Annotated in this window: 14 protein-coding genes and 1 pseudogene; all 15 read left to right on the top strand. The window is 70.4% G+C overall.

Going from position 1 to position 22,429, the window contains the following annotated elements; translation table 11 throughout:
* Positions 1 to 30 precede the first annotated feature (30 nt).
* Positions 31 to 3,711, top strand: a complete 3,681-nt coding sequence (locus tag HMPREF3014_RS32235) for a non-ribosomal peptide synthetase (RefSeq protein WP_170869769.1) — start codon at positions 31 to 33, stop codon at positions 3,709 to 3,711.
* 29 nt (positions 3,712 to 3,740) lie between these two features.
* Positions 3,741 to 4,829, top strand: coding sequence for a TauD/TfdA family dioxygenase (locus HMPREF3014_RS32230; protein WP_003115897.1), 1,089 nt, complete (start codon positions 3,741 to 3,743; stop codon positions 4,827 to 4,829).
* Entirely contained in the window at positions 4,826 to 5,845 is a 1,020-nt protein-coding gene (locus tag HMPREF3014_RS32225) for a TauD/TfdA family dioxygenase (protein WP_003113096.1), read from the top strand. Before HMPREF3014_RS32230 ends, HMPREF3014_RS32225 begins: the two co-directional genes overlap by 4 nt.
* A 19-nt stretch (positions 5,846 to 5,864) precedes the next feature.
* On the top strand, positions 5,865 to 12,242 hold the full coding sequence (locus HMPREF3014_RS32220; RefSeq protein ID WP_023087509.1) for a non-ribosomal peptide synthetase: 6,378 nt from the start codon (positions 5,865 to 5,867) through the stop codon (positions 12,240 to 12,242).
* Positions 12,243 to 12,309: 67 nt separating this feature from the next.
* Positions 12,310 to 12,852: a YbaK/EbsC family protein gene (locus HMPREF3014_RS32215; protein ID WP_003089366.1), complete on the top strand. Its 543-nt coding sequence runs from the start codon at positions 12,310 to 12,312 to the stop codon at positions 12,850 to 12,852.
* A gap of 219 nt (positions 12,853 to 13,071) precedes the next feature.
* Positions 13,072 to 14,523, top strand: coding sequence for a carbohydrate-binding protein (locus HMPREF3014_RS32210; protein ID WP_023087510.1), 1,452 nt, complete (start codon positions 13,072 to 13,074; stop codon positions 14,521 to 14,523).
* Positions 14,524 to 14,698: 175 nt separating this feature from the next.
* Positions 14,699 to 15,448, top strand: coding sequence for a GntR family transcriptional regulator (locus HMPREF3014_RS32205; protein WP_003113099.1), 750 nt, complete (start codon positions 14,699 to 14,701; stop codon positions 15,446 to 15,448).
* Positions 15,445 to 17,169 carry a fumarate reductase/succinate dehydrogenase flavoprotein subunit gene (locus tag HMPREF3014_RS32200; RefSeq protein ID WP_004343632.1) on the top strand — a complete coding sequence of 575 codons (1,725 nt, stop codon included), beginning with the start codon at positions 15,445 to 15,447 and terminating at the stop codon, positions 17,167 to 17,169. The genes HMPREF3014_RS32205 and HMPREF3014_RS32200 overlap by 4 nt, the downstream gene beginning before the upstream one ends.
* Positions 17,170 to 17,254: 85 nt before the next feature.
* Positions 17,255 to 17,500 carry a 4Fe-4S dicluster domain-containing protein gene (locus tag HMPREF3014_RS32195; protein WP_003089354.1) on the top strand — a complete coding sequence of 82 codons (246 nt, stop codon included), beginning with the start codon at positions 17,255 to 17,257 and terminating at the stop codon, positions 17,498 to 17,500.
* Positions 17,501 to 17,634: 134 nt separating this feature from the next.
* Complete coding sequence (locus HMPREF3014_RS32190) at positions 17,635 to 19,041, top strand: ABC transporter substrate-binding protein (protein WP_003113101.1); 1,407 nt, start codon at positions 17,635 to 17,637, stop codon at positions 19,039 to 19,041.
* Between the two features lie 24 nt (positions 19,042 to 19,065).
* Positions 19,066 to 19,863, top strand: coding sequence for an ABC transporter permease (locus tag HMPREF3014_RS32185; RefSeq protein ID WP_003113102.1), 798 nt, complete (start codon positions 19,066 to 19,068; stop codon positions 19,861 to 19,863).
* Positions 19,860 to 20,714: an ABC transporter ATP-binding protein gene (locus tag HMPREF3014_RS32180; RefSeq protein ID WP_003113103.1), complete on the top strand. Its 855-nt coding sequence runs from the start codon at positions 19,860 to 19,862 to the stop codon at positions 20,712 to 20,714. The genes HMPREF3014_RS32185 and HMPREF3014_RS32180 overlap by 4 nt, the downstream gene beginning before the upstream one ends.
* Positions 20,711 to 21,676, top strand: coding sequence for a HEAT repeat domain-containing protein (locus tag HMPREF3014_RS32175; protein WP_003122733.1), 966 nt, complete (start codon positions 20,711 to 20,713; stop codon positions 21,674 to 21,676). Before HMPREF3014_RS32180 ends, HMPREF3014_RS32175 begins: the two co-directional genes overlap by 4 nt.
* A complete protein-coding gene (locus HMPREF3014_RS32170; protein WP_003113105.1) occupies positions 21,673 to 21,954 on the top strand; it encodes a DUF971 domain-containing protein in 282 nt (93 codons plus the stop codon). The genes HMPREF3014_RS32175 and HMPREF3014_RS32170 overlap by 4 nt, the downstream gene beginning before the upstream one ends.
* A gap of 341 nt (positions 21,955 to 22,295) precedes the next feature.
* Positions 22,296 to 22,429 (top strand): annotated as a pseudogene (locus tag HMPREF3014_RS34555) (porin); the annotation flags it as partial.

Below are 22,429 nucleotides of genomic sequence, written 5' to 3'. Positions count from 1 at the left end.
TCGGGCAAGGCGCTGACCGCGGGACGCGCAGTGCGCCCGGAGGTTGCGCAGGAGCGGCGCTACCTGCAAGGCGCCCCGCTGGGGCTGGAGTTGCCGGGACGAATCGCCTTGCGCGACCCGCATTGCGCCTGGCAATGGTTCGAGCCGGAGGCGGCCGCGGAAGCGTTCCCGGCGGCGCACTGGCTGGCGGCGTTCCTGGTACTGCTGGGACGCTACGGCAACGAAGAGATCACCCTGGGCTTTCCCGAGCCGATCACGGTTCGCGGGCGGCAGGCGCCCGCGCTGCTGCGTTCCTCCTACCGGGCGATGGAGTCGTCCGCCGAACGTAGCGCGCGGCTGGCGGAAGAACTCGATGACGCCCGGCGGCAGCTATCCGCCGACGGCCAGGAGCGCGCCGCCCTGGCCGGGCGCTGCGCGGTCCAGGTGCTGGCGGCGCGGCCGACGGCGAGCAGCCCCGGCTGGCTGGCCCTGGTGCTGGCGGCGGACGGCAGCGTCGGCCTGGCTCTGCGCGATCCCCAGTACGACGAATTGCGGCGTATCGCCGGCCATCTCGCGCGCCTGGCGCGCGGCCTGGTCGACGCCCAGGCCTGCGTCGGCCGGCTGCCCTGGCTGGACGCCGACGAAGAGCGCCGTTTGCAGGCCCTGCGCAGCGAGCCCCAGGCCGCCCCGTCGCGCGGCGTACTCCACCATCTGTTCGAGGCCCAGGCGCGGCGCACACCGCAGCGCATCGCCGTGCACGCCGCCGACCGTAGCCTCAGCTATGCCGAGCTGGAGCGCGAAAGCGCCGCGCTCGCCGTGCGCCTGCGCGCCGCCGGGGTGGCTCCGGAGCAGCGGGTCGGGGTCTGCCTGCGGCGCGACAGCGGCCTGCTGGTCGGCCTGCTTGGCGTGCTCCGCGCCGGCGGTTGCTACGTCCCGCTGGACCCGGCCTATCCGGAGGAGCGGGTGGCCTACATGCTCGACGACGCCGACTGCCTGCTGGTGCTGGTCGACGCGAGCACCCGCGAGCGGGTCGCCGCGCTGGGCCGGCCATGCCTGACGCTGGAGGAGGGCGGCGACCAGGCGAACGACCTGGCGCTGCCCGCGAGCGAGGTCGGCGCCGACCACCTCGCCTACATCATCTATACCTCCGGATCCACCGGACGCCCCAAGGGCGTCGCCATCGAGCACGGCAGCGCCCATGCCTTCCTGCGCTGGGCCGGCCAGCACTATGCCGCCGAAGAATGGAGCGGGGTACTGGCGGCGACCTCGGTGTGCTTCGACCTGTCGGTCTACGAGCTGTTCGGCACCCTGGCCGAAGGCGGCACGCTGCACCTGGTGGAAAACCTGTTCAGCCTGCCGGACTACCCGCGCCGCGACGAGATCAGCCTGCTCAATACCGTGCCCTCGGTGTGTGCCGCGCTGCTCGCCCTCGGCGACCTGCCGGGCGGGGTGCGCACGCTGAACCTGGCCGGCGAACCGCTGCGCGGCCACCTGGTGCGACAGATTCGTGGCCAACCCCAGGTACGGCGCCTGGTCAATCTCTACGGGCCGACCGAGGACACCACCTATTCGACGGTGCACGAACTGGACCTGCACGCCGAAGCGCTCGACGAGCCGCCCATCGGCCGACCGCTGCCCGGCACCACGGTGGAGGTGCTCGACGGCTTCGAGGCGCCGCTGCCGCTGGGCGTGGCCGGGGAACTGTACCTCGGCGGCATCGGCCTGGCGCGTGGCTATTTCGGCAAGCCGGAGCAGACCGCCGAGCGTTTCCGCGTCGATCCGGGCAGCGGCGAGCGCCGCTATCGCACCGGCGACCGCGTACGCATGCGCGAGGACGGCGTGCTGGAACACCTCGGCCGGCTCGACGACCAGGTCAAGTTCAACGGCTTCCGCATCGAGCTGGGCGAGATCGCCTCGTGCCTGGCGAGTTTTCCCGGGGTGAGCGAAGCCTGCGCCATGCTCACCGAGGACAGCGCCGGCCTGCGTCGGCTGGTCGGCTACCTGGCGGCGCCGTTCGCCCCGCCGCTCCAGGCGCTGAACGAGCACCTTGGGCAAAGTCTGCCGCACTACATGTTGCCGTCGGCGTTCGTGGTCCTGGCGGAGCTGCCCAAGACGCTCAACGGCAAGATCGACCGCAAGGCCCTGCCGCGTCCCCAGGCGACCGGCGCCGAGCCGCAGGCGCTGCCCAGCGATCCGCTGGAGCAGGCGCTACACCAGGCCTGGCAGGCGCAGCTTGGTGCGCCGCCGCGCGCCGGACAGGGCTTCTACGCCGCCGGCGGCGATTCCCTGCGGGCGGTGCACCTGCTCGCGACGCTGCGCCAGCGACTGTCCCGCCGCGTACCGTTGCAGGCGTTCGCCGGTGGCCCGGCGACCCCCGAGGCCCTGCTGGAACTGCTGCGCCAGGCCGCGCCCGAGGGCGACGAGCCGGAGCCGAGCGCCGGCGCCGCCGGGCTGAGCCTCGCCGAACGGCGCCTGTGGGTGGCCCAGCAACTGGCGCCGGAGGACACCTCCTACAACCTGCTGGCCCACCTGCGCATAGTCGGCGCCACGGCCGACGCCATCGAACAGGCCTTGCGCCAGTTGCTGGAACGGCATGTGGCGCTGCGCCGGCGTGTCGAAACGGGCGTCGACGGGCCGCAGCCGCATGCGCTGGCGGCGCATGCGGTGCCCCTGCAACGCCTGCTGGCGAGCGACGCCGTCCACGCCGAGCGGTTGCTGGAGGATGGCGTGCGCCGTGAGGGCGCGCGAGTCTTCGACCTCGCCCACGAGGCGCCGGCACGCCTGCTGCTGGTCGTCACCCGCGACAGCGCGCGCGCCGACCTCCTGCTCAGCGTCCATCACTACGCCTTCGACGATGTGTCGCTGGCGGTCTTTGCCGCGGAACTGAAGACGCTGCTCGATGGCGGTCGCCTGGGCGTGCTCGCCAGCACGCCGGAACAGGTTGCCGCCCGCGAGCGCGCGGCGTTGGCCTCGGGACGCCTGGACCGTGTCGCCGAGCGCTGGGCTGAGCGTTTGTTGCCGCTGGCGAAGGCTCCCGGCGCCGCGCCGGCGCGCCCGGAGGAGAGCGGCGGGCGCGCCGGCCAACGCCTCGCCCTGCCGGTTTCCGCCGCCGTCCATGCCGCCTGCCGGGCGCTGGCCGAACGCACCTCGGTAAGCCCGTTCAGTGCTGCGCTACAGGCCTTCGCCGAAGTGCTCGGCGCCGAACTGGGCGTCGACGACCTGCTCGTCGGCGTGGCCCTGGCCGGGCGTTCGCGCCTGGAAATGCAGGGGCTGGTCGGCTGCTTCGTCAACCTCCTGCCGCTGGCGGTCGGCCTGCGTCCGGAGCAGTCCGTGGAGTGGCGCCTGCGCCAGGTCGGCCATGATCTGCTGGAACTGCTCGAACACCAGGACGTGCCCCTCGAATGCGTGACCCAGGCCCTGCGCCAGCGCGGCGCCAGCGGCCTGCCGATCCGCATCGCCTGCGGCGCGCACAACGGTCGGACGGCCCCGGCGGTGGATGCCGGGGTGCGCGTCGAAGCCGACTTCATCCCGGTGCCTGGCGCGCGCCTCGACCTGACGCTGTGGCTGGAAGACCAGCCGCAGGGTTGGCTGGCCGTCTGGACCGGGGCCAGCGCGATCTTCGACCTGCACCGCATCGAGCGCCTGCACCAGGCCTGGGAGCGGCGCCTGCTGGCGAATGCCGGCGAACCTATCTCGAAACGCATGTCGCCGGAGGGCTGCAACGCTTCCTGACGACCCCGAGCCTCCCACGGAGAACAGCGATGGAACGAACAGCTCCCAGTCTCACCGGTCGCGGCTTCGCCCGGCCGCGCAATCTCAGCCCGCGCAGCAGCGAGGCGCTGGTGCGGCGCCCGGCGGCGGAGCGCGACGGCCTGCCGCTGCTGATCGAGGCACAGGCTCCCGGCCTGTCCCTGGCCGACTGGATTCGCGAGCAGGGCCAGTCCCTGCACGACGACCTGAACCTGGCTGGCGGCCTGTTGCTGAGAGGCTTCGAGGTCGACTCGGCGGAGCGCTTCCGCGCAGCCGCCGCTGCCTTCGCCCCGCAACTGCTCGACTACAAGGAGCGTTCCTCGCCGCGTAGCCAGGTCAGCGGCGAGGTCTACACCTCCACCGAGCATCCGGTGGACCAGCCGATCTTCCTGCATAACGAGCAGTCCTATACCGCCGACTGGCCGCTGTACATCATGTTCCATTGCCAGGTCGCGCCGCTCGAGGGCGGCGCCACCCCGGTGGCGGCCAACCGGCTGGTGCTCCGCCACCTGCCGGACGAATTGCTGGAACGCTTCGGGCGCCTGGGCATCCTCTACGTGCGCAACTACCGCGCCGGCCTCGGCCTGTCCTGGCGCGAAGCGTTCCAGACCGACAGCCGCGCCGAGGTCGAGGCGTTCTGCGCTGAGCACCGGATCGCCCATGCCTGGATCGGCGACGAGCACCTGCGCACCTGGCAGAGGCGCGCGGCGTTCCAACGCCACCCGTATACCGGCGAGCGCCTGTGGTTCAACCACGGCATGTTCTTCCATGCCACCAGTCTCGAGCCGGGCCTGCGCGATGCGCTGCTGCGCAGCGTCGCCGAGGAAGACCTGCCGTACCAGACCTACTACGGCGATGGCAGCCCGATCGAGGCGCAGACCCTGGCGACCATCCGCAGCGCCATAGACCGCGAGACGCGGCGCTTCGACTGGCGCGTGGGCGACGTGCTGATCCTCGACAACATGCTCGCCCAGCACGGCCGCGAGCCGTTCCGCGGGCCGCGACGGATCCTCACCATCATGTCCACGCCGTATTCCAGCCTGGCGCCCGCCGACGTCCCGCCGACACCTCCGCGCCTGGCGCTCGGAGGTGCCGCATGAGCGCCTCGTTCAGCGCGCCGCGCCTGCGCCCCCGGCAGCTCTCGGCCGGCGACCTGGTGGAGGAAAGCCTGCTCGACCCGGCCAACGACTACCTGCGCATCGTCCGCGCGCGCCAGCCGGGCATGGACCTGCGGCAATGGATCGCCGCCGCCGGCGCAGGGCTGCGCGACAGCCTGCTGCGGCATGGCGGCATCCTGTTTCGTGGCTTCGCGGTAGACGGAGCGGAGGGCTTCTCCCAGGCGGTACAAAGCTTTTCGCCGAACATGCTCGACTACCTGGAGCGCGCGGCGGCACGCCAGGAAGTGGCGCACCGGGTGTTCACCTCCACCGAGTTCTCGCCGGACGGCTGGATTCCGCCGCACCACGAGATGTCCTACTCGCACAACTGGCCGAGCTATATCCACTTCTACTGCCAGACACCGCCCGCCACCCAGGGCCGCACGCCCCTGGCCGACGAGCGCCGGGTCAGCGCTCGGATACCCGAGGCGATCAGGCAGCGCTTCCTCCGCCATGGGGTGTGCTACGTGCGCAACTACGGGCCGGAGATCGACCTGACCTGGCAGGAAGGCTTCCAGACCGACAGTCGCGCCGAGGTCGAGGCCTACTGCCGGCAGACCGGTACCCAATGGACCTGGCTCGACGACCAGCGTCTGAATACCCGCCAGGTACGCCAGGCGATGGTGCGCCACCCGCTCAGCGGCGAGACGCTGTGGTTCAACCACGCGCACATGTTCCATGTCTCCAACATGCCGCCGGCCCTGGCCCGGGCCTTGCTCGACGAGGTCGGCGAACAGGGCCTGCCGCGCAACGCCTACTACGGCGACGGCAGCCCGATCGAGGCGGAGGTGCTGGACACCATCCGCGCCGCCTACCGCGAGGAAACCCGCGCGTTCGCCTGGGAGCGCGGCGATGTCCTGATGCTCGACAACTTCATCAGCGTCCACGGCCGCGAGCCGTACACCGGCGAGCGCAAGGTGCTGGTGGCGATGACCGACCTGCATGTCCACCAACCCTGAACCCGTGCGAGGGATAGCCATGAGTGCGTCAGAAGACCTGCAATCCGCTGTGCAACCGGCCGCGAGCGAAGCGCTCGAAGGATTCCCGCTGTCTCCCTTGCAGACCCGCGCCTGGCGCCGCCATGCCGAGCGGCCGGAAAATACGGTTGTCGGCGTGCGCCTGCACGCCCCGGCCGATCCCGTGGCGACGCTGGAGCGGCTGCGCCGGGCGCTGGACGGCGAGGCGCAACTGCGCGTGGCCTACCGGACGATGCCGGGCATGAGCCTGCCGGTGCAGGTACTGGATGGGCGCGCGGCCGATCTGCTGGTCGAGCGCCTGCCGGGAGATGGCGACTGGGCCGGACGCTTCGCGCGCGAAAGCGCGCGTCTCGCCGCTTCGCCCCTGGGCGGGGAAGGCCAGCCGGTACTGGCGCTCGGCCTGCTGCTGGACGCCGCCGGAGAGACGCTCCAGGGGCTGTTGCTGGCGGCGCCGGCGTTCGTCGTCGATGCGGCCAGCCTGGTGGCGCTGCTGCGCCGCGGCCTGGGGCCGGCCGGCCAGGCGAGCGCGGACGAGGGAGACGAGGCGCTGCTGTTCCAGCATTTCTCCGAGTGGGCCAACGAGGCGCTGGCCGGCGAAGACGGCGAAAGCGCCAGCGGTTACTGGCGAGAGCAGGCGGCCGTTGCGGCGGAGAGTCCGCTGGCGCTGGCGGACGACCTGGGCGAAGGCGAGTGGACGGCGCGGCGCCTGCTGCCGCGCGCGCTGCTCGAACGCCTGGCCGCCAACGGCTTGCCGGAGGCGGCCGCCCTGCTGGCCTGGACCCAGGTCGCCGGGCAGTTCCAGGGCGACGAGGGCCTCCCGCTGGAAATGGCGCGACTGGTCTCGGGGCGCCTGTTCAACGAGTTCGCCGAGCTGGCCGGACCGTTCGCCGGGGTCGCGCCGCTGTGCCTGGAGAATGTCCGCGCGGGCAGCGTCGGCGAGCGGCTCGACGCCCTCCAGGCGGCGATCCTCGCCCAGGAGGAGGCAGCGGCCCTGCGCGATCCCTTTGCCCCCGACTGGCCGCTCGCCGAGTTGGGCTTCGCCTGGCTGGCGGGCGAACTGGATGGCGCCGGGGTGGCCGAGCTGGATTGCCGTCAGCCGCCGCTGGGCGGGTTCCTCGAGTTGCAGGTGCTGCCCCACGGCGAAGGCCGGCTGGCCAGCCTGCGGGTCCGCCGCGACCATGACGGAACGCTGGCCGGGCGCTTGCTCGACGCCTGGGTCGAATGCCTGGAAAGCATCGCCGCCGACAGGCAACTGCCACTGGCCGGGCTGCCGTTGATCGGCGCGGCCGAGCGCGAGCGCTACCAGGCCTGGCAGGGCGAGCGCGTGGAGCCCGCGCCGGTGGAATCCCTGGTGGCCGCGTTCGATCTGCGCGCCTCCCTGCAGCCGCAGGCGCCGGCGTTGCTGGATGCCCACGGCAGCCTGGATTTCGCCACGCTGCGCGCGCGCAGCGAAGCGGTCGCCGAAGCGCTGCTGGCCGCCGGCGTGCGGCCCGGCCAGGCGGTGGCGGTGATGACCGGGCGCAACCGCGAGGCGATCGTCGCCCTGCTCGGGGTGATGCGCGCGGCGGCGGTGTACACCCCGGTCAATCCGGAGTTTCCGGCGGCGCGGGTGGAGCGGATGCGCGAAGCGGGCGGGATCGTCTTCGCCCTTGCCGATGCCGAGTGCGCCGGGCGCGCCCGCGAGGCCTTCGCCGGGGCCTGCCTGGACCTGTCGACGCTGCCGCTTGCCGGCAGCGGCATGAGCCTGCCGGCGCCGGGCGGGCGCGATGCGGCCTACATGATCTTCACCTCGGGCACCAGCGGCCAGCCCAAAGGCGTGGTGGTCGAGCACGCCAGCGCGCTCAACCTGTCCCAGGCCCTGGCGCGCACGGTATACGCGAACGTGGTGGGCGAGGGCCTGCGGGTGACGGTCAACGCGCCGTTCTCCTTCGACTCCTCGATCAAGCAGATTCTCCAGTTGCTCTCCGGCCATTGCCTGGTCCTGGTGCCGCAGGAGGTGCGCAGCGATCCGCAGCGGATGCTGGGGTTCCTCGAAGAACGGCGCATCGACGTGCTCGACTGCACCCCGTCGCTGTTCCGCCTGCTGCTCCAGGCCGGCCTCGACGATGCCCACCCGGCGCTGCCCGGGCGCATCCTGGTAGGGGGCGAGCGCTTCGACGAAGCGTCCTGGGAGGTCGCCGCCGGCTGGCGCCGCTGCCAGGTGTTCAATCTCTACGGTCCTACCGAAGCCACGGTGAACGCCAGCCTGGCGCGGGTCGCCGAGCATGCGCGGCCGACCATCGGCCGCGCCCTGGCCAACGTCGATCTGCATGTGGTCGATGGCCTCGGTCGTCGCAAGACCCGTGGCGCCAGCGGCGAACTGTGGATCGGCGGCGCCGGGGTGGCGCGCGGCTATGCCGGCGACGCCGGCGAGGCGGCCGGGCGCTTCGTCGAGGAGGGCTGGCCGGGCAGCGGCCGCCTGTACCGCAGCGGCGACCTGGTGCGCTGGCGCGCCGACGGTTGCCTGGAGTTCCTCGGGCGGATCGACGAACAGGTGAAGATCAACGGCTACCGCATCGAACTGGGCGAGATCCGCAGCGCGCTGCTGGAACACCCGGCGGTGGGCGAGGCGGCGGTACTCACCGACGAGGCCGATGCGGCCGAGCCGGGCGCGGATCGCCGGATCGTCGCCTTCGTCACCGCCGCCGGGGAGACCGCGGACGAGTCCTGGCTGGAAGTCGACCTGCCCAGCGGGCACCGGGTCGCCGGACTGAACCTCAACGAAACCGAGTACGTCTACCAGGAAATTTTCGTCGACGAGGTCTACAGCCGCGACGGCATCGTCCTGCCGCCGGACGCGGTGGTCCTCGACGTCGGTGCCAACATCGGCCTGTTTTCGCTGTACATCGCCAGCCGCGCGCCGCGCGCGCGAGTGGTCGCCTTCGAGCCGCTGGCACCGATCCGCCGGCGCCTGGAGGCCAACCTCGGACGCTACGCACCGCAGGTCGAGGTATTCGGCATCGGCCTGTCCGACGCCGAGCGCGAAGAAACCTTCACCTACTATCCGGGCTACTCGACCTTCTCCGGGATCGCCGAGTACGCCGACGCCAGCGGCGAACGCGACGTCATCCGACGCTACCTGAGCAACCAGGGCGAGGAGGGCGGGGCCAACCTGCTGCTGGACAACATCGACGAAATCCTCGACGACCGCCTGCGCGCCGAAGCCCACCGCTGCCGCCTGCGCCGCCTCGACCAGGTGATCGGCGAACTGGGCCTGGAGCGTATCGACCTGCTGAAGATCGACGTGCAGCGCGCGGAAATGGATGTGCTGCTCGGTCTCGACGATGCGGCGCTGGCCAAGGTCCGGCAGATCGTCCTGGAGGTCCATGACAAGCGCGACGGTGCCACCGCCGGCCGCGCCGATGCCTTGAGCGACCTGCTGCGCCGCCATGGCTTCGAGGTGAGCATCCGTCAGGACGCGCTGCTGGAGGGTACCGACCGTTACAACTGCTACGCGGTGCGCCCGGGCTATGCCGAGTCGCTGGCTGAGCGCATCGACTGGCGCGCGCTCGCGCCGCGCCCCGCCGCGGCCCTCGGCGGCGAGCTGAGCGAGCAGGCCCTGCGTGGCTTCCTCGAGGCGCGCCTGCCGGCCTACATGCTGCCGAGCCGGATCGCCCGGGTCGAACGCCTGCCGCTGACCGCCGAAGGCAAGCTCGACCGTCGCGCGCTGTTGGCGGCGCTGGCCGCCGAGGCGGCCGCGCAGACCCTGGAAGCGCCGGCCAATGCCACCGAGGCGGCCCTGCTGGAGATCTGGAAGAGCGTGCTGAAACGCCCGGCGATCGGCGTCAGCGACAATTTCTTCCAGGTCGGCGGCGACTCCATCCGCCTGATCCAGATGCAGGTCATGGCGCGCGAGGCGGGGCTTGCCTTTACCCTGCGCGACGTGTTCAACCACCAGAGCATCCGCGAACTGGCGCGCCTGCTGGCCGCTCCGGCGAGTCCGGCGGATGCGGCCGCGAGCTCGGCGCCGCGGGCGCTGGAGCCGTTCGCCCTGTTGTCGGCGGCGGAACGCAAGCGCCTGCCGGAGGGGCTCGACGACGCCTATCCGATGACCAGCCTGCAACAGGGCATGCTCCTGCAAAGCGAGGCCAGCGGCGATCCACGGCTGTTGCACAACGTCGTCCTGCACGAGGTGCATGGACGCCTGGACGGCGAGTTGCTGGCGCGCGCCTGGGCGATCCTGATCGGCCGCCACGCGATCCTGCGTACCGGCTTCGACCTGCACGGCGGCCAGGCGCCCTTGCAATGGGTCCACCCGGCCACGGCGGTCGCCGCCGAGGTGCCGGTGCACGACCTGCGTGGCCTCGATGGGGAAACACGGCGCCTGCGCCTGCGTGCCTGGATCGAGGAAGAGCAGGCCACCCCGTTCGACTGGAGCCGCCCACCACTGGTGCGCCTCGCCGCGCTGGCGCTGGACGAGCGGCGCTTCGCCCTGGGCGTCGCCGAACACCATAGCGTGCTGGACGGCTGGAGCCTGCAAAGCCTGGGGGACGAGCTGCTGGCGGTCTACGCCGACCTTCTCGCCGGTGTCGTCGCGCGGGAAGCGGAAGCGCCCGCGGTAGGCTTCCGCGACTACGTGGCGCTGGAGCGTGAGGCCGAGGCCAACGCCGCCTCGGCGCTGTTCTGGCTCGACTACCTGGCCGGCGCCCGCTACCGGCCGTTGCCCGGCCTGGCGGAGGAGGGACCCCGGCGCATGGCGGCGGTCCGCGTGGACGTGCCGGCCGACAGCCTGTCGCGCTTGCGCGCCCTGGCCGAACGCAGCGGCTTGCCCTTGCGTTCGTTGTTGCTGGCGGCGCATGGCCGAGCGTTGTGCCGCTTCAGCGATGCCGATGAAGTAGTCACCGGCTTCGTCAGCCACGGGCGCCCCGAGGAGCCGGGAGCGGACCGCCTGCTCGGCCTGTTCCTGAACACCCTGCCGTGCCGGCTGTCGGCTTCCGTCGATCTGCTCGACAGCGCCCGTCGCGCATTCGACTACGAGCGCGCGAGCCTGGAACATCGGCGCCATCCGCTGGCGGCGATTCGCAGGCGCAACCGCGAGTTGCGCCTGGACAGCCTGTTCAACTTCGTCGACTTCCACCAGGACGACGCCGCGCCGACGGCGGGAGTAAGGCACGGCGGCATCCTCGACCAGGTGGTGGTGGACGTCGACGTGCCGCTGGCGGTGGACTTCGAGGTGGCCGGAGAGCGCCTTGAGGTGGGCTTCCAGTACGCCGCCGGACGTTTCCCCGCCGAGCGCGCCGAGGCGCTGGCCGGCGCCTACCGCGAGGCGTTGCTGGCGCTGCTCGAGGACCCGGCGCAGCCGCCCACGGCGGCCCAGGCCGAGGACAGCGTGGAGCTGCGGCGGGTGCTCAAGGTGTTGTCCCGGGTGCTCGGCCGGCCGCTGGCGGCCGACCAGGGCTTCGCCAGTGCCGGCGGGCATTCGCTGCTGGGCGTGCAGGCGATCGCCGAATTGCGCCGGCTGACCGGCAGGCAACTGAGCCTGGGGCTGTTGCAGGGCGATCCGGATGCCCGCGAAGTGGTGCGCCGCTGCCATGCCGCCGACGCGCCGCCGTTGCCGCCCGCCACCGAGCGCGCCCGGGCCCTGTGGTTGCAGCGCAGCGGGAGCGCGCAGCCGCGCCTGCGCCTGATCGCGCTGCCGCCCGCGGGCGGCAACGCCGGCACTTTCCGTGGTTGGGACGCGCGCCTGCCGGCGGACGTGGAGCTGCTGGCGATCCAGTATCCGGGGCGCCAGGAACGCCAGGACGAGCCATTCGTCACCGATGTAGAGGCCATGCTCTGTGCCATCGACGACGCGCTCCTGCCATTGCTCGACCGTCCGTTCGCCCTGGTCGGCGCCAGCCTCGGCGGCATGCTCGCCTACGAACTGGCGGCACGCCTGGAAAGCCTGCACGGCCTGCGCGCCAGGCAGTTGTTCGTGATCAGCAGCCGCGCTCCGGGGCCGGACCTGGAATACCCGCGCTTCCATGCGATGGGCGACGCCGAGTTGCTGCGAACCCTGCGCGAGTACGACGTGCTGCCGCTGGAAGTGCTCGACGACCCGGAGCTGCGCGAGATCAGCCTGGCTACCCTGCGCGCCGATTCGCGCCTGGCCGCCGACTATCGCTACCGCCCGCGCGAGCCGTTGGCCATACCGATCACCGCGATCCTCGGCGAGCAGGACCCGGGCGTCTCCAGGGCGGCCATCGACGGCTGGCGGCGGCACGCCAGCCGCTACGAGCTGGAGACCCTGGCCGGCGGCCACGGCCTGGTGGTGACGGCGGCGGAGGAGGTCTGCGCGATCCTGCGGCAGCGCCTGGCGCCCGATGTGCCTGGCGGCGTGCCGGCGAACCTGGCAACCTGAACCGCCGGCCCCTGCCGCCCGCCTGGCGGCAGGGGCCGGTGCCGTCCGTCTTCATTCGAGGTTGCCCATGGTTCTGCGCGAATACACCCAACGCCACCGGCTCGACGCCGTCGCCCCGGCCGACTACCACCGCCATCTGCCGGAGCAGGTCGCGCGCGGCCTGCCTTCCGCCGAGCTGGTGGTGTTCCGCGTCGCCGACGAGCATTCCGACACTGCGGCGTTCAGCGCACGCTACGGCTTTGGCCTGGAGGACTGCGCCAACACCCTGGTCCTGCGCTACAAGCGCGACGGCGCCGAAGGCTATGCCGCGGTGGTCAACCTGGGCTCGCGGCGGCTCGACGTGAACGGCGCGGTCAAGGCGCTGCTCGGGGCCCGCCGGCTGTCCTTCGCCGCCCGCGAGGTCGCCACCGAGCTGACCGGCATGCAGTTCGGCGGCATCACCGCGTTCGGCTTGCCCGAAGGCATGCCGCTGCTGGTCGACGCGGCGGTCTTCGAACGGCCGTTGGTGGTGATGGGCGCCGGGGTCCGCGAGACCAAGCTGCTGCTGTCCCCGGCACTGCTGAAAGACCTTCCCGGAGTGGTGGTCGCCGAACTCAGCGAAGCCGGTTGAACCCGGCGCGGAGCATCGCCGCCGCGGCTCTGCCAATTGTGGTAGGTGAAGCCTTCCGCCGTCTCTGCAACCATGCCCCCGCCCTGATCGCGACAAACGCCGGAATGCCCCGTGGTAGACGCTCGCGCCTGTTTTTTCTAAGCGTTCGCGGCGGCCACGGCGCGGTTCGTCGGACAGCCCCTCCGGATGCGTTTCCTACCTTCATCCGAGGAGCGGTAAATGATCAGGATCGACTTTTCCCAGTTGCACCAGGCCCGCGAAGATGCCGCGGCGGCCATGCCGAGCATCGCCGGCAAGAAGATTCTCATGGGCTTCTGGCACAACTGGCCGGCCGGCGCCGCCGACGGCTACCAGCAGGGCTCGTTCGCCAACATCGCGCTGGAAGACGTGCCGAGCGAGTACAACGTGGTCGCCGTGGCCTTCATGAAAGGGCGCGGCATTCCGACCTTCCAGCCATACAACCTGTCCGACGCGGAGTTTCGCCGCCAGGTCGGCGTGCTCAACGCCCAGGGCCGCGCGGTGCTGATTTCTCTGGGGGGCGCCGACGCGCACATCGAGTTGCACGCCGGGCAGGAGCAGGCGCTGGCCGCCGAGATCGTCCGCCTGGTGGAAACCTACGGTTTCGACGGCCTGGACATCGACCTCGAGCAGAGCGCCATCGACCTGGCCGACAACCAGCGGGTGCTGCCGGCGGCCCTCAAGCTGGTGCGCGAGCACTACGCCGGGCAGGGCAAGCACTTCATCGTCAGCATGGCCCCGGAGTTTCCCTATCTGCACAAGAACGGCAAGTACGTGCCTTATCTGCAGGCCCTGGAAGGTGTCTACGACTTCATCGCGCCGCAGTACTACAACCAGGGCGGCGACGGCCTGTGGGTCCAGGAGGCGAACGGCGGCAAGGGCGCCTGGATCGCGCAGAACAACGACGCGATGAAAGAAGACTTCCTCTACTACCTCACCGAGAGCCTGGCCACCGGCAGCCGCGACTTCGTGCGGATCCCGGCGCAGCGCCTGGCCATCGGCCTGCCGAGCAACGTCGATGCGGCGGCCACCGGCTACGTGATCGATCCCGCCGTGGTGAGCAATGCGTTTCGCCGCCTGGAGGCCGCCGGTCATGCGATCAAGGGCCTGATGACCTGGTCGGTGAACTGGGACGATGGCCTGAACAAGCGCGGCGAGCGCTACAACTGGGAGTTCCGCAAGCGCTACGCCAGCCTCATCCATGACGGCGAGGGCGGCGACCAGCGCCCGGCGGCGCCGCAGGGCCTGCGTCTGCTGGAGCGCGGCGAGACCAGCCTGGTGCTGGCCTGGAACGCCTCCAGCGGGCAGCGTCCGATCGATTACTACAGCCTCTATCGCGACGGCGCCATGGTTGGCCAGAGCGCCGCGCTGGGTTCCACCGACAGCGGCCTGACGGCGGACACCCGCTACAGCTATTTCGTCACCGCCACCGATACCCAGGGCAACCAGTCGCTGCCCAGCGAAGGCCTGGAGGTCAGCACCAGCGGCGGGGCGGTGGATCCGCAATTCCCGCAATGGCGGGAGAACCAGGCCTATCGGGTCGACGATGGGGTGACCTACGAGGGGCTGCGCTATCTCTGCCTGCAGGCGCACACCTCAAACAGCGGCTGGACGCCGCCGGTAGCCTTCACCCTCTGGCGGCCGCTGCGCTGAGGGGGCGGGCCGGTCCGCGCTGCGGGCCGGTCCTTTGGCCGGCGAGAGCCACGCACGGGTGGCGCCATATCCATATGCGTTTTCGGTATTTCCGCTTGATCGTTCATGGCGTTTACCATCACGGTATAACTTGTTATAACAAGCATTCGAGCCACTCCTGCAAGCGAATCCGACCATGGGCAAACTGCTCCCGCTTTCCCCCGTGCCGCTGTACAGCCAGCTCAAGGAGCTGCTGCGCGGACGCATCCTCGACGGCGTCTACCCGCCGCTCAGCCGCATGCCCTCGGAGAACGAGCTGGGCAAGGCCTTCGACGTCAGCCGCATCACCGTGCGCCAGGCGCTCGGCGACCTGCAGAAGGAAGGGCTGATCTTCAAGATCCACGGCAAGGGCACCTTCGTCGCCCGGCCGAAGGCGTTCCAGAACGTCAGCACCCTGCAAGGCCTGGGCGAGTCCATGACGCAGATGGGCTACGAGGTCATCAACCGCCTGCACGGCCTGCGCTACGTGCCGGCCGGCGCGCGGGTGGCCGAGCGCCTGCGGGTGGAAGAGGGCAGCCCTGTGTGCGAGATCAAGCGGGTGCGGCTGGTCAACCGCGAGCCGGTTTCGCTGGAAGTCACCTACCTGCCGCAGGCGCTCGGCGAGCGCCTGGAGAAGGCCGACCTGGTGACCCGCGACATCTTCCTGATCCTCGAGAACGATTGCGGCATTCCCCTCGGCCATGCCGACCTGGCCATCGACGCGGTGCTCGCCGATGCCGACCTGACCCGCGCCCTGGCGGTCGAGGAGGGCGCGCCGATCATGCGTATCGAGCGCCTGACCCATGCCGCCGACGGCGCGCCGCTGGACTTCGAATACCTCTACTACCGCGGCGACGCTTTCCAGTATCGCCTGCGCATCGATCGGCAGAAGGGAGAGCGGGCATGAACACCCTGGAGCAGGAATACGACATCGTGGTGATCGGCGGCGGCACCGCCGGGCCGATGGCGGCGATCAAGGCCAAGGAGCACGACCGCGAACTGCGCGTGCTGCTGGTGGACAAGGCCAACGTCAAGCGCAGCGGCGCCATCAGCATGGGCATGGACGGGCTGAACAACGCCATCGTCCCCGGCCACGCCACGGCCGAGCAGTACACCCGGGAAATCACCGTGGCCAACGACGGCATCGTCAACCAGGCGGCGGTATACGCCTATGCCAGCCATAGCTTCGAGACCCTGCGGCAGCTGGATCGCTGGGGCGTCAGGTTCGAAAAGGACGAGACCGGCGACTATGCGGTGAAGAAGGTCCACCACATGGGCGCCTATGTGCTGCCGATGCCGGAAGGGCACGACATCAAGAAGGTGCTCTACCGCCAGCTCAAGCGTGCGCGGATCCCCATCGCCAACCGCCTGGTCTGCACCCGCCTACTCACCGATGCCGAGGGCGCGGTGAACGGCGTACTCGGTTTCGACTGCCGCAGCGGCGACTTCCATGTGATCCGCGCCAAGGCGGTGATCCTTTGCTGCGGCGCGGCGGGCCGCCTGGGCCTGCCGTCCTCGGGCTACCTGATGGGTACCTACGAGAACCCGACCAACGCCGGCGACGGCTACGCCATGGCCTATCATGCCGGCGCCGAGCTGGCCAACCTGGAATGCTTCCAGATCAACCCGCTGATCAAGGACTACAACGGCCCGGCCTGTGCCTACGTCACCGGCCCGCTGGGTGGCTATACCGCCAACGCCAGGGGTGAGCGCTTCATCGAATGCGACTACTGGAGCGGGCAGATGATGTGGGAGTTCCACCAGGAACTCGAAGGCGGCAATGGCCCGGTGTTCCTCAAGCTCGACCACCTGGCGGAGGAAACCATCCAGACCATCGAGGACATCCTCCATGGCAACGAACGCCCCAGTCGCGGGCAGTTCCACGCCGGGCGCGGCACCGACTACCGCCAGCAGATGGTCGAGATGCACATTTCCGAGATCGGCTTCTGCTCCGGCCACTCGGCCTCCGGCGTGTGGGTCAACGAGAAGGCCGAGACCAGCGTGAAGGGCCTCTACGCCGCCGGCGACATGGCCGCGGTGCCGCACAACTACATGCTCGGCGCCTTCACCTATGGCTGGTTCGCCGGGCGCAACGCCGCCGAATACGTCGCCGGGCGCGCCTTCAGCGCGGTCGACAGCGCCCAGGTCGAGCGCGAGCGTGCGCGGATCGAGGCGCCGCTGCTGCGCGAGCATGGCCTGCCGGCGGCGCAGGTGGAGTACAAGCTGCGCCGGCTGGTCAACGACTACCTGCAACCGCCCAAGGTGACCCGCAAGATGGAATTGGGCCTGCAACGCATCCAGGCCATCGCCGAGGATCTGGAGCGGATCAAGGCGGACAACCCCCACGAGCTGATGCGCGCCCTGGAAGTCAGCGTTATCCGCGATTGCGCGGAGATGGCCGCGCGCGCCTCGCTGTTCCGCACCGAGAGCCGCTGGGGCCTGTACCACCACCGGGTGGACTATCCGCGGCGCGACGACGCTGCCTGGTTTTGCCACGCGCACCTGAAGAAGGACGAGCAGGGACGCATGGCCAGCTTCAGGAAACCGGTCGAACCCTACCTGTTCGCCATCGACGAGGGCGAACAGCAGGCCTACCAGCGCCTGCGGCTGAGGAACGACGCCGCCTAGGGCCCCACGCCCCGGCGTAGTACCGCTAGACACCGAGCCCGCCGCCACGAAAGCGGGCCAGATCGAACCACGAGGACCGCGTGCCATGGCCTACCGACCCCAGGACATCTTCTTCCGCAGCAGCGCCCCGGTGACCATCGACGAAGACCGCTGCATCGCCGACAAGGGCTGCACCGTCTGCGTCGAGGTCTGCCCGATGGACCTGCTGGCCATCGATCCGACCACCCGCAAGGCCTACATGGCCTACGACGAGTGCTGGTACTGCATGCCTTGCGAAAAGGACTGCCCGACCGGCGCGGTGAAGGTCGAGATTCCCTACCTGCTGCGCTGACGCCCGCTCCCGGCAAGCGAGGCAGAACCCGCCATCCGGCCACTCCCGGACGCCACTCTGAAACACCCCTCGTTTCCCACCACCGTCCGGGTGGCGGAGACGATTCCCATGACCATGATTCGAGGGGAATCCCCATGCGACTGCGTGCAATCCTGGCCAGCCTGGCGCTGGCCCTGACTTCCCTGGGTGCCCAGGCGGAAACCATCCGCGTGGCCATCGGCACTCAGGACACCACCATCAACTGCGCCGCCGGCGGGCTGCTGATCCGCGAGCTGGGCCTGCTGGAGAAATACCTGCCGCGCGACGGCCGCTACAAGGATGCGGACTACCGGGTGGAGTGGAAGAACTTCACCAGTGGCGCACCGCTGACCAACGAGATGGTCGCCGGCAAGCTCGACTTCGGCGCCATGGCCGACTTTCCCGGCACCTTCAACGGCGTGGCCTTCGCCGCCGCCGGCAAGCGCAGCCTGTTCATCAGCGTGCTGTCCGGCAGCACCCGTGGCAGCGGCAACGGCATCGTGGTACCGAGCGGCTCGCCGGTGCAGTCGCTGGCCGAACTGAAAGGCCAGACCATCTCCGTACCGTTCGCCTCCACCGCCCATGGCATGCTGCTGCGCGCGGTGGCGGCGCAAGGCTGGGACCCGCAGCGCGACGTGACCATCATCGCCCAGCCGCCGGAAATCGCCGGTTCGGCCTTGCAGGCGAACAAGATTGCCGCCCATGCCGACTTCGTACCCTTCGCCGAGCTGTTCCCCAATCGCGGCTTCGCCCGCAAGATCTACGACGGTTCCCAGGCCAACGCGCCGACCTTCCATGGCGCGCTGGTGGACGCCGCCTACGCCGAGCGCTATCCGGAGGTGGTGGTGGCCTACCTGCGGGCGAGCATCGAAGCCAATCGACTGCTGGCCGCCGAACCGGAGAAATACAGCGAGCTGATCGAGAAGGTCACCGGCATCGAGGCCGAGGTCAATTACCTGTTCCACGGTCCGCTCGGCCTGCAGACCCGCGACCAGGCCTGGAAACCCGAATACCGCCAGGCGCTGGCGACCTCCATCGACACCCTGAAGCTGCTGAAGAAGGCCGACCGTGGGCTGGACGTCGAGCGTTTCGTCGACGACCGCTACATCCGCGAGGCCTACCGTCAGGCCGGGCTGGACTACCAGGCGGCGCTGGCAGACTACGCACCGTCGCCGCTGCGCGCCAGCGACGCGCGCAGCGGCCGGCCGATCGAGGAGTTCGAACGGGTAGCGCAGATCTGGGTGAAGGGCGAGGCCAGGGTGCGCCATTACGCTTCGCCGGAGTCGGCCCTGGCCGATCTTGCCGAGCTGAAGGCGCAGGGCAAGGCGATTCGTGCGATCTACGCCCAGGATCGTGACAGCGGGATCAAGCTGCTGGCCAACCAGGCGTGGTTCGTCCGCGACGGCGAGGGTCGCCTCAACGCCTTCCTGCTCCGCGAGCAGGCCCAGGACTATGCCCGCCGCCATGGTGGCGAGGTACGCGACTTTGCCGCCGCCAGCCAGCAGGCGCTGGCGCTCCGCTGAGGCGGGCGTCTTCGGAGTCCGCCCATGAGTTCGCTTCCGATCTCCCGACCCTGGCGCTGGGCCACCCGCGCCGCCTCGCTGGCGGCCTGCCTGGCGTTCTGGCAGCTCGCCGCCGGTCTGCAACTGAATCTGGGCCTGGTGACCTTCGCCAACGTGCCGACGCCCGGCGCGGTGTTGCTGGCGGCCTGCAACCTGGCCCAGTCCAGCGTGCTCCTGGCGCACCTCGGCGCCAGTCTGGCGCGGGTCTTCGCCGGCTATCTGCTGGCCGCCGCGCTGGGCATCGCCCTCGGCCTGGCGATCGGCCGCTCGGCCTGGGCCGAGGCCTTGCTGCTGCCGCCGCTGGAAGTGCTGCGGCCGATCCCGGCGGTGGCCTGGATTCCCCTGGCGATCCTGATGTTCCCTTCGTCGGAGGCCTCGATGATCTTCATTACCTTCACCGGCGCGCTGTTCCCGATCCTGCTCAATACCGTGCATGGCGTGGAGGCGCTCGATCCGCGCCTGCTGGCTTCGGCGCGCAGCCTGGGGGCGGGGCGCCGGGCGCTGCTGCGCGAGGTGCTGCTGCCCGGCGCCGGACCGGGCATCTTCACCGGCCTGGCGATCGGCATGGGCACCTCCTGGTTCTGCCTGGTGACCGCCGAGATGATCTCCGGGCAATGGGGACTGGGTTACTACACCTGGGCTTCCTACAACATCCAGAACTACGACGAGGTGGTGGTCGGCATGCTGCTCATCGGCCTCTTCGGCATGGGCAGCAGTGGGTTGGTGAAGCGCGTCGGCGCGTCGCTGACGCCCTGGTACGCGGCGGGAGGCAAGGTCCGATGACGACGGCCGGCAACAGCCTGGGGCGCATCCAGATCCGCGACCTGAGCATCCGCCTGGGGCAGGGGAGCGAAGCCTTCGAGGCGGTCCGCGATCTGAACCTGGAGGCGCGGCCGGGCGAGTTCGTCTGCCTGCTCGGGCCTTCGGGATGCGGCAAGTCGACCCTGCTCGGCGCCCTGGCCGGCCACCTGAGGCCAAGCGCCGGCAGCGTGAGGGTCGACGGCCGGAGCGTGGAAGGACCTTCGCCGCAGCGTGGCATGGTATTCCAGCAGCACACCCTGTTCCCCTGGCGGCGGGTACGCGACAACGTCGCCTTCGGCCTGAAGATGCAGGGCCTGGCCCGCGCCGAGCGCAACCGGCGCGCCATGGAGATGCTCGGACTGGTGGGGTTGGCGGACTTCGCCGGGCGCTGGCCCGGCCAACTGTCCGGGGGTATGCAGCAGCGCGTGGAGATCGCCCGGGTGCTGGTCAACCGGCCGCGCCTGCTGCTGATGGACGAGCCCTTCGGCGCCCTCGACGCGCAGACCCGGCTGAAGATGCAGACCTTGCTGCTGGACGTATGGGCGCGGGTCCGCACCACGGTGCTGTTCGTCACCCACGACATCGACGAGGCCCTGTACCTGGCGGACAGGGTGCTGGTGATGAGCCCCCGTCCGGGACGGATCATCGCCGACCTGGCGCTGGACTTCCCGCGCCCTCGCGACACCCGGCTGGTGACCAGCGCCGACTTCGTGCGCCTGAAACGCCACTGCCTGGAACTGCTCGACCACGACGACGGCCGCCAGTTGCCGCGCCTGACCCCGCTCGGCTTGCCGCCGGGCATCACCCCGGACCGACTGCGGATCGCCATATGACCTGTAAAAACGCCACCCTGCCCGAAATCCTCGAACTGTCGCCGCGCCTGGAGGACGCCGACCCCGGCGTACGCCGCCTAGCGCTGATCGAACTGGCCGACCTGGAGCTGCCGGAGGCGCTGCCGTTGCTGGTTGCGGCCCTGCGCGGCGATCCCGACCCCGGCGTGCGCGGCGAGGCCGCGCGCCTGCTGGAGGCCTGGGAGGAAGACGCAGTGGTCGATGCGCTCTGTGCGGCCCTGGCCGATCCGGTGCCGGCGGTGGCCGATGCCGCCGCGCAGAGCCTTGGCGAACTCAAGGAACCGGCCGCCGGGCGGCGCCTGCTGCCGTGGCTCGGGCATGCCGATGCCTTCGTCCGCGCCAGCGTATTGCGTGCGTTGCGCGAACTGCGCCTGGAGGAGAGCGCCGCGCCGGCCCTGGCCGCCCTCGGCGATCCGCAGGCGGCGGTGCGCCGCGAGGCGGTGGCGGTGCTCGGCTGGCTCCGCCACCAGCCGGCCCTGGCCGAACTGGCCAGGCTGGCCAGCGCCGATGTCGACCCGGAGGTACGCCGGGCGGCCACCGGCGCCCTCGGCCTGAGCCGCGAGGCGACGGTGCTGCCGGCGCTCTGCGCGGCGCTGGCGGACGCTCAATGGCAGGTTCGCGAAGAGGCGGCGACGACCCTTGGCAAGCTGGGCCGGGAGGAGGCCGGCGAGCCGCTGCTGAAGGCCCTGGCGGACGACTACTGGCAGGTCCGCCTGCGCGCCGCGCGGGCGCTCGGGCGCTTGCGCCACCGCCCGGCGCGGGAGGCGCTGGAAGCATTGCTCGGCCATCCCATCGGCAACCTGCGCAAGGAGGCCGCCCTGGCCCTCGGCGAACTGGCGGACCCGGCCTCGGCCCAGGCCTTGCGGGTCGCCGAAGGCGACGGCGATCCCGAGGTGCGCAAGGCGGTGCGTATCGCCCTGGCGCAACTGCGGGTGCCGGCATGACCCAGCCGCCGCTGCGCCTGCGCAATTCCGCCAGGGACGGCTGGCTGATGCTCGAATGGGCGGACGGCGCGGTCAGCCGGATCGACCATGCTCGCCTGCGCGCCGCCTGTCCCTGTGCGCAATGCCGGGCGCAGCGCCTGCGCGGACGGATCGTCGCGGCGGAGCAGGGCGTGCGCCTGCGCGATATCCGCCTGCAGGGCTACGGCGTGCAGTTGCTGTTCGACGATGGTCACGAGCGCGGTATCTACCCCTGGTCCTATCTGCGCGACGAACTCTGAGGCGGGTATTGTTCCGCTCCCGGCAACAACGTGAAGCGTGTTCATGGGTTTCAGATTGTTGCCAATCCCTGCGTTGTCCCCGTCCCGCCACGGCCACCACCCGGGTGACCCGCTCGGAGGCCCGCCGCCTGGCTTCGTTGTCGTTTCCGTAACACTGTTTTCCAGCCTGAAACGTTTCAGCTTTACTTGCAAAGACCTTATCATTCGCAAATTAACCATTGTTCTGCTTGGCTCAGATCATGAGTCCTCTTCATAAACCCTTGCTCCTTGCAAGGTTATCGAGGAAGTAGAGCGGTCGCTGCGTGCGGCCAGTCGATCATTCGCAACGAGGAAGCGTTCGCGTGAAATCCCATCTTCTCCGCCCGGCCCTGCGCCCCGTGGCCGGCGGCCTATTGTCCGCCTCCCTGCTGTGCAACGCGGCGCACGCCGCCGAGGCGTTCTCGCCGAACTCGAAATGGATGCTCGGCGACTGGGG

Source organism: Pseudomonas sp. HMSC065H01, from assembly GCF_001815235.1.
In the GTDB taxonomy this organism is placed as follows: domain Bacteria; phylum Pseudomonadota; class Gammaproteobacteria; order Pseudomonadales; family Pseudomonadaceae; genus Pseudomonas; species Pseudomonas aeruginosa.
This window is presented reverse-complemented; position numbering and strand designations above follow the sequence as displayed.

Excerpts from the sequence above, each read along its gene's own strand:
- HMPREF3014_RS32210 (WP_023087510.1), top strand. The coding sequence starts at position 13,072 with ATGATCAGGATCGACTTTTCCCAGTTGCACCAGGCCCGCGAAGATGCC.
- HMPREF3014_RS32175 (WP_003122733.1), top strand. The coding sequence starts at position 20,711 with ATGACCTGTAAAAACGCCACCCTGCCCGAAATCCTCGAACTGTCGCCG.
- HMPREF3014_RS32225 (WP_003113096.1), top strand. The coding sequence starts at position 4,826 with ATGAGCGCCTCGTTCAGCGCGCCGCGCCTGCGCCCCCGGCAGCTCTCG.
- HMPREF3014_RS32205 (WP_003113099.1), top strand. The coding sequence starts at position 14,699 with ATGGGCAAACTGCTCCCGCTTTCCCCCGTGCCGCTGTACAGCCAGCTC.
- HMPREF3014_RS32180 (WP_003113103.1), top strand. The coding sequence starts at position 19,860 with ATGACGACGGCCGGCAACAGCCTGGGGCGCATCCAGATCCGCGACCTG.
- HMPREF3014_RS32215 (WP_003089366.1), top strand. The coding sequence starts at position 12,310 with ATGGTTCTGCGCGAATACACCCAACGCCACCGGCTCGACGCCGTCGCC.
- HMPREF3014_RS32200 (WP_004343632.1), top strand. The coding sequence starts at position 15,445 with ATGAACACCCTGGAGCAGGAATACGACATCGTGGTGATCGGCGGCGGC.
- HMPREF3014_RS32220 (WP_023087509.1), top strand. The coding sequence starts at position 5,865 with ATGAGTGCGTCAGAAGACCTGCAATCCGCTGTGCAACCGGCCGCGAGC.
- HMPREF3014_RS32185 (WP_003113102.1), top strand. The coding sequence starts at position 19,066 with ATGAGTTCGCTTCCGATCTCCCGACCCTGGCGCTGGGCCACCCGCGCC.
- HMPREF3014_RS32195 (WP_003089354.1), top strand. The coding sequence starts at position 17,255 with ATGGCCTACCGACCCCAGGACATCTTCTTCCGCAGCAGCGCCCCGGTG.
- HMPREF3014_RS32190 (WP_003113101.1), top strand. The coding sequence starts at position 17,635 with ATGCGACTGCGTGCAATCCTGGCCAGCCTGGCGCTGGCCCTGACTTCC.
- HMPREF3014_RS32170 (WP_003113105.1), top strand. The coding sequence starts at position 21,673 with ATGACCCAGCCGCCGCTGCGCCTGCGCAATTCCGCCAGGGACGGCTGG.
- HMPREF3014_RS32230 (WP_003115897.1), top strand. The coding sequence starts at position 3,741 with ATGGAACGAACAGCTCCCAGTCTCACCGGTCGCGGCTTCGCCCGGCCG.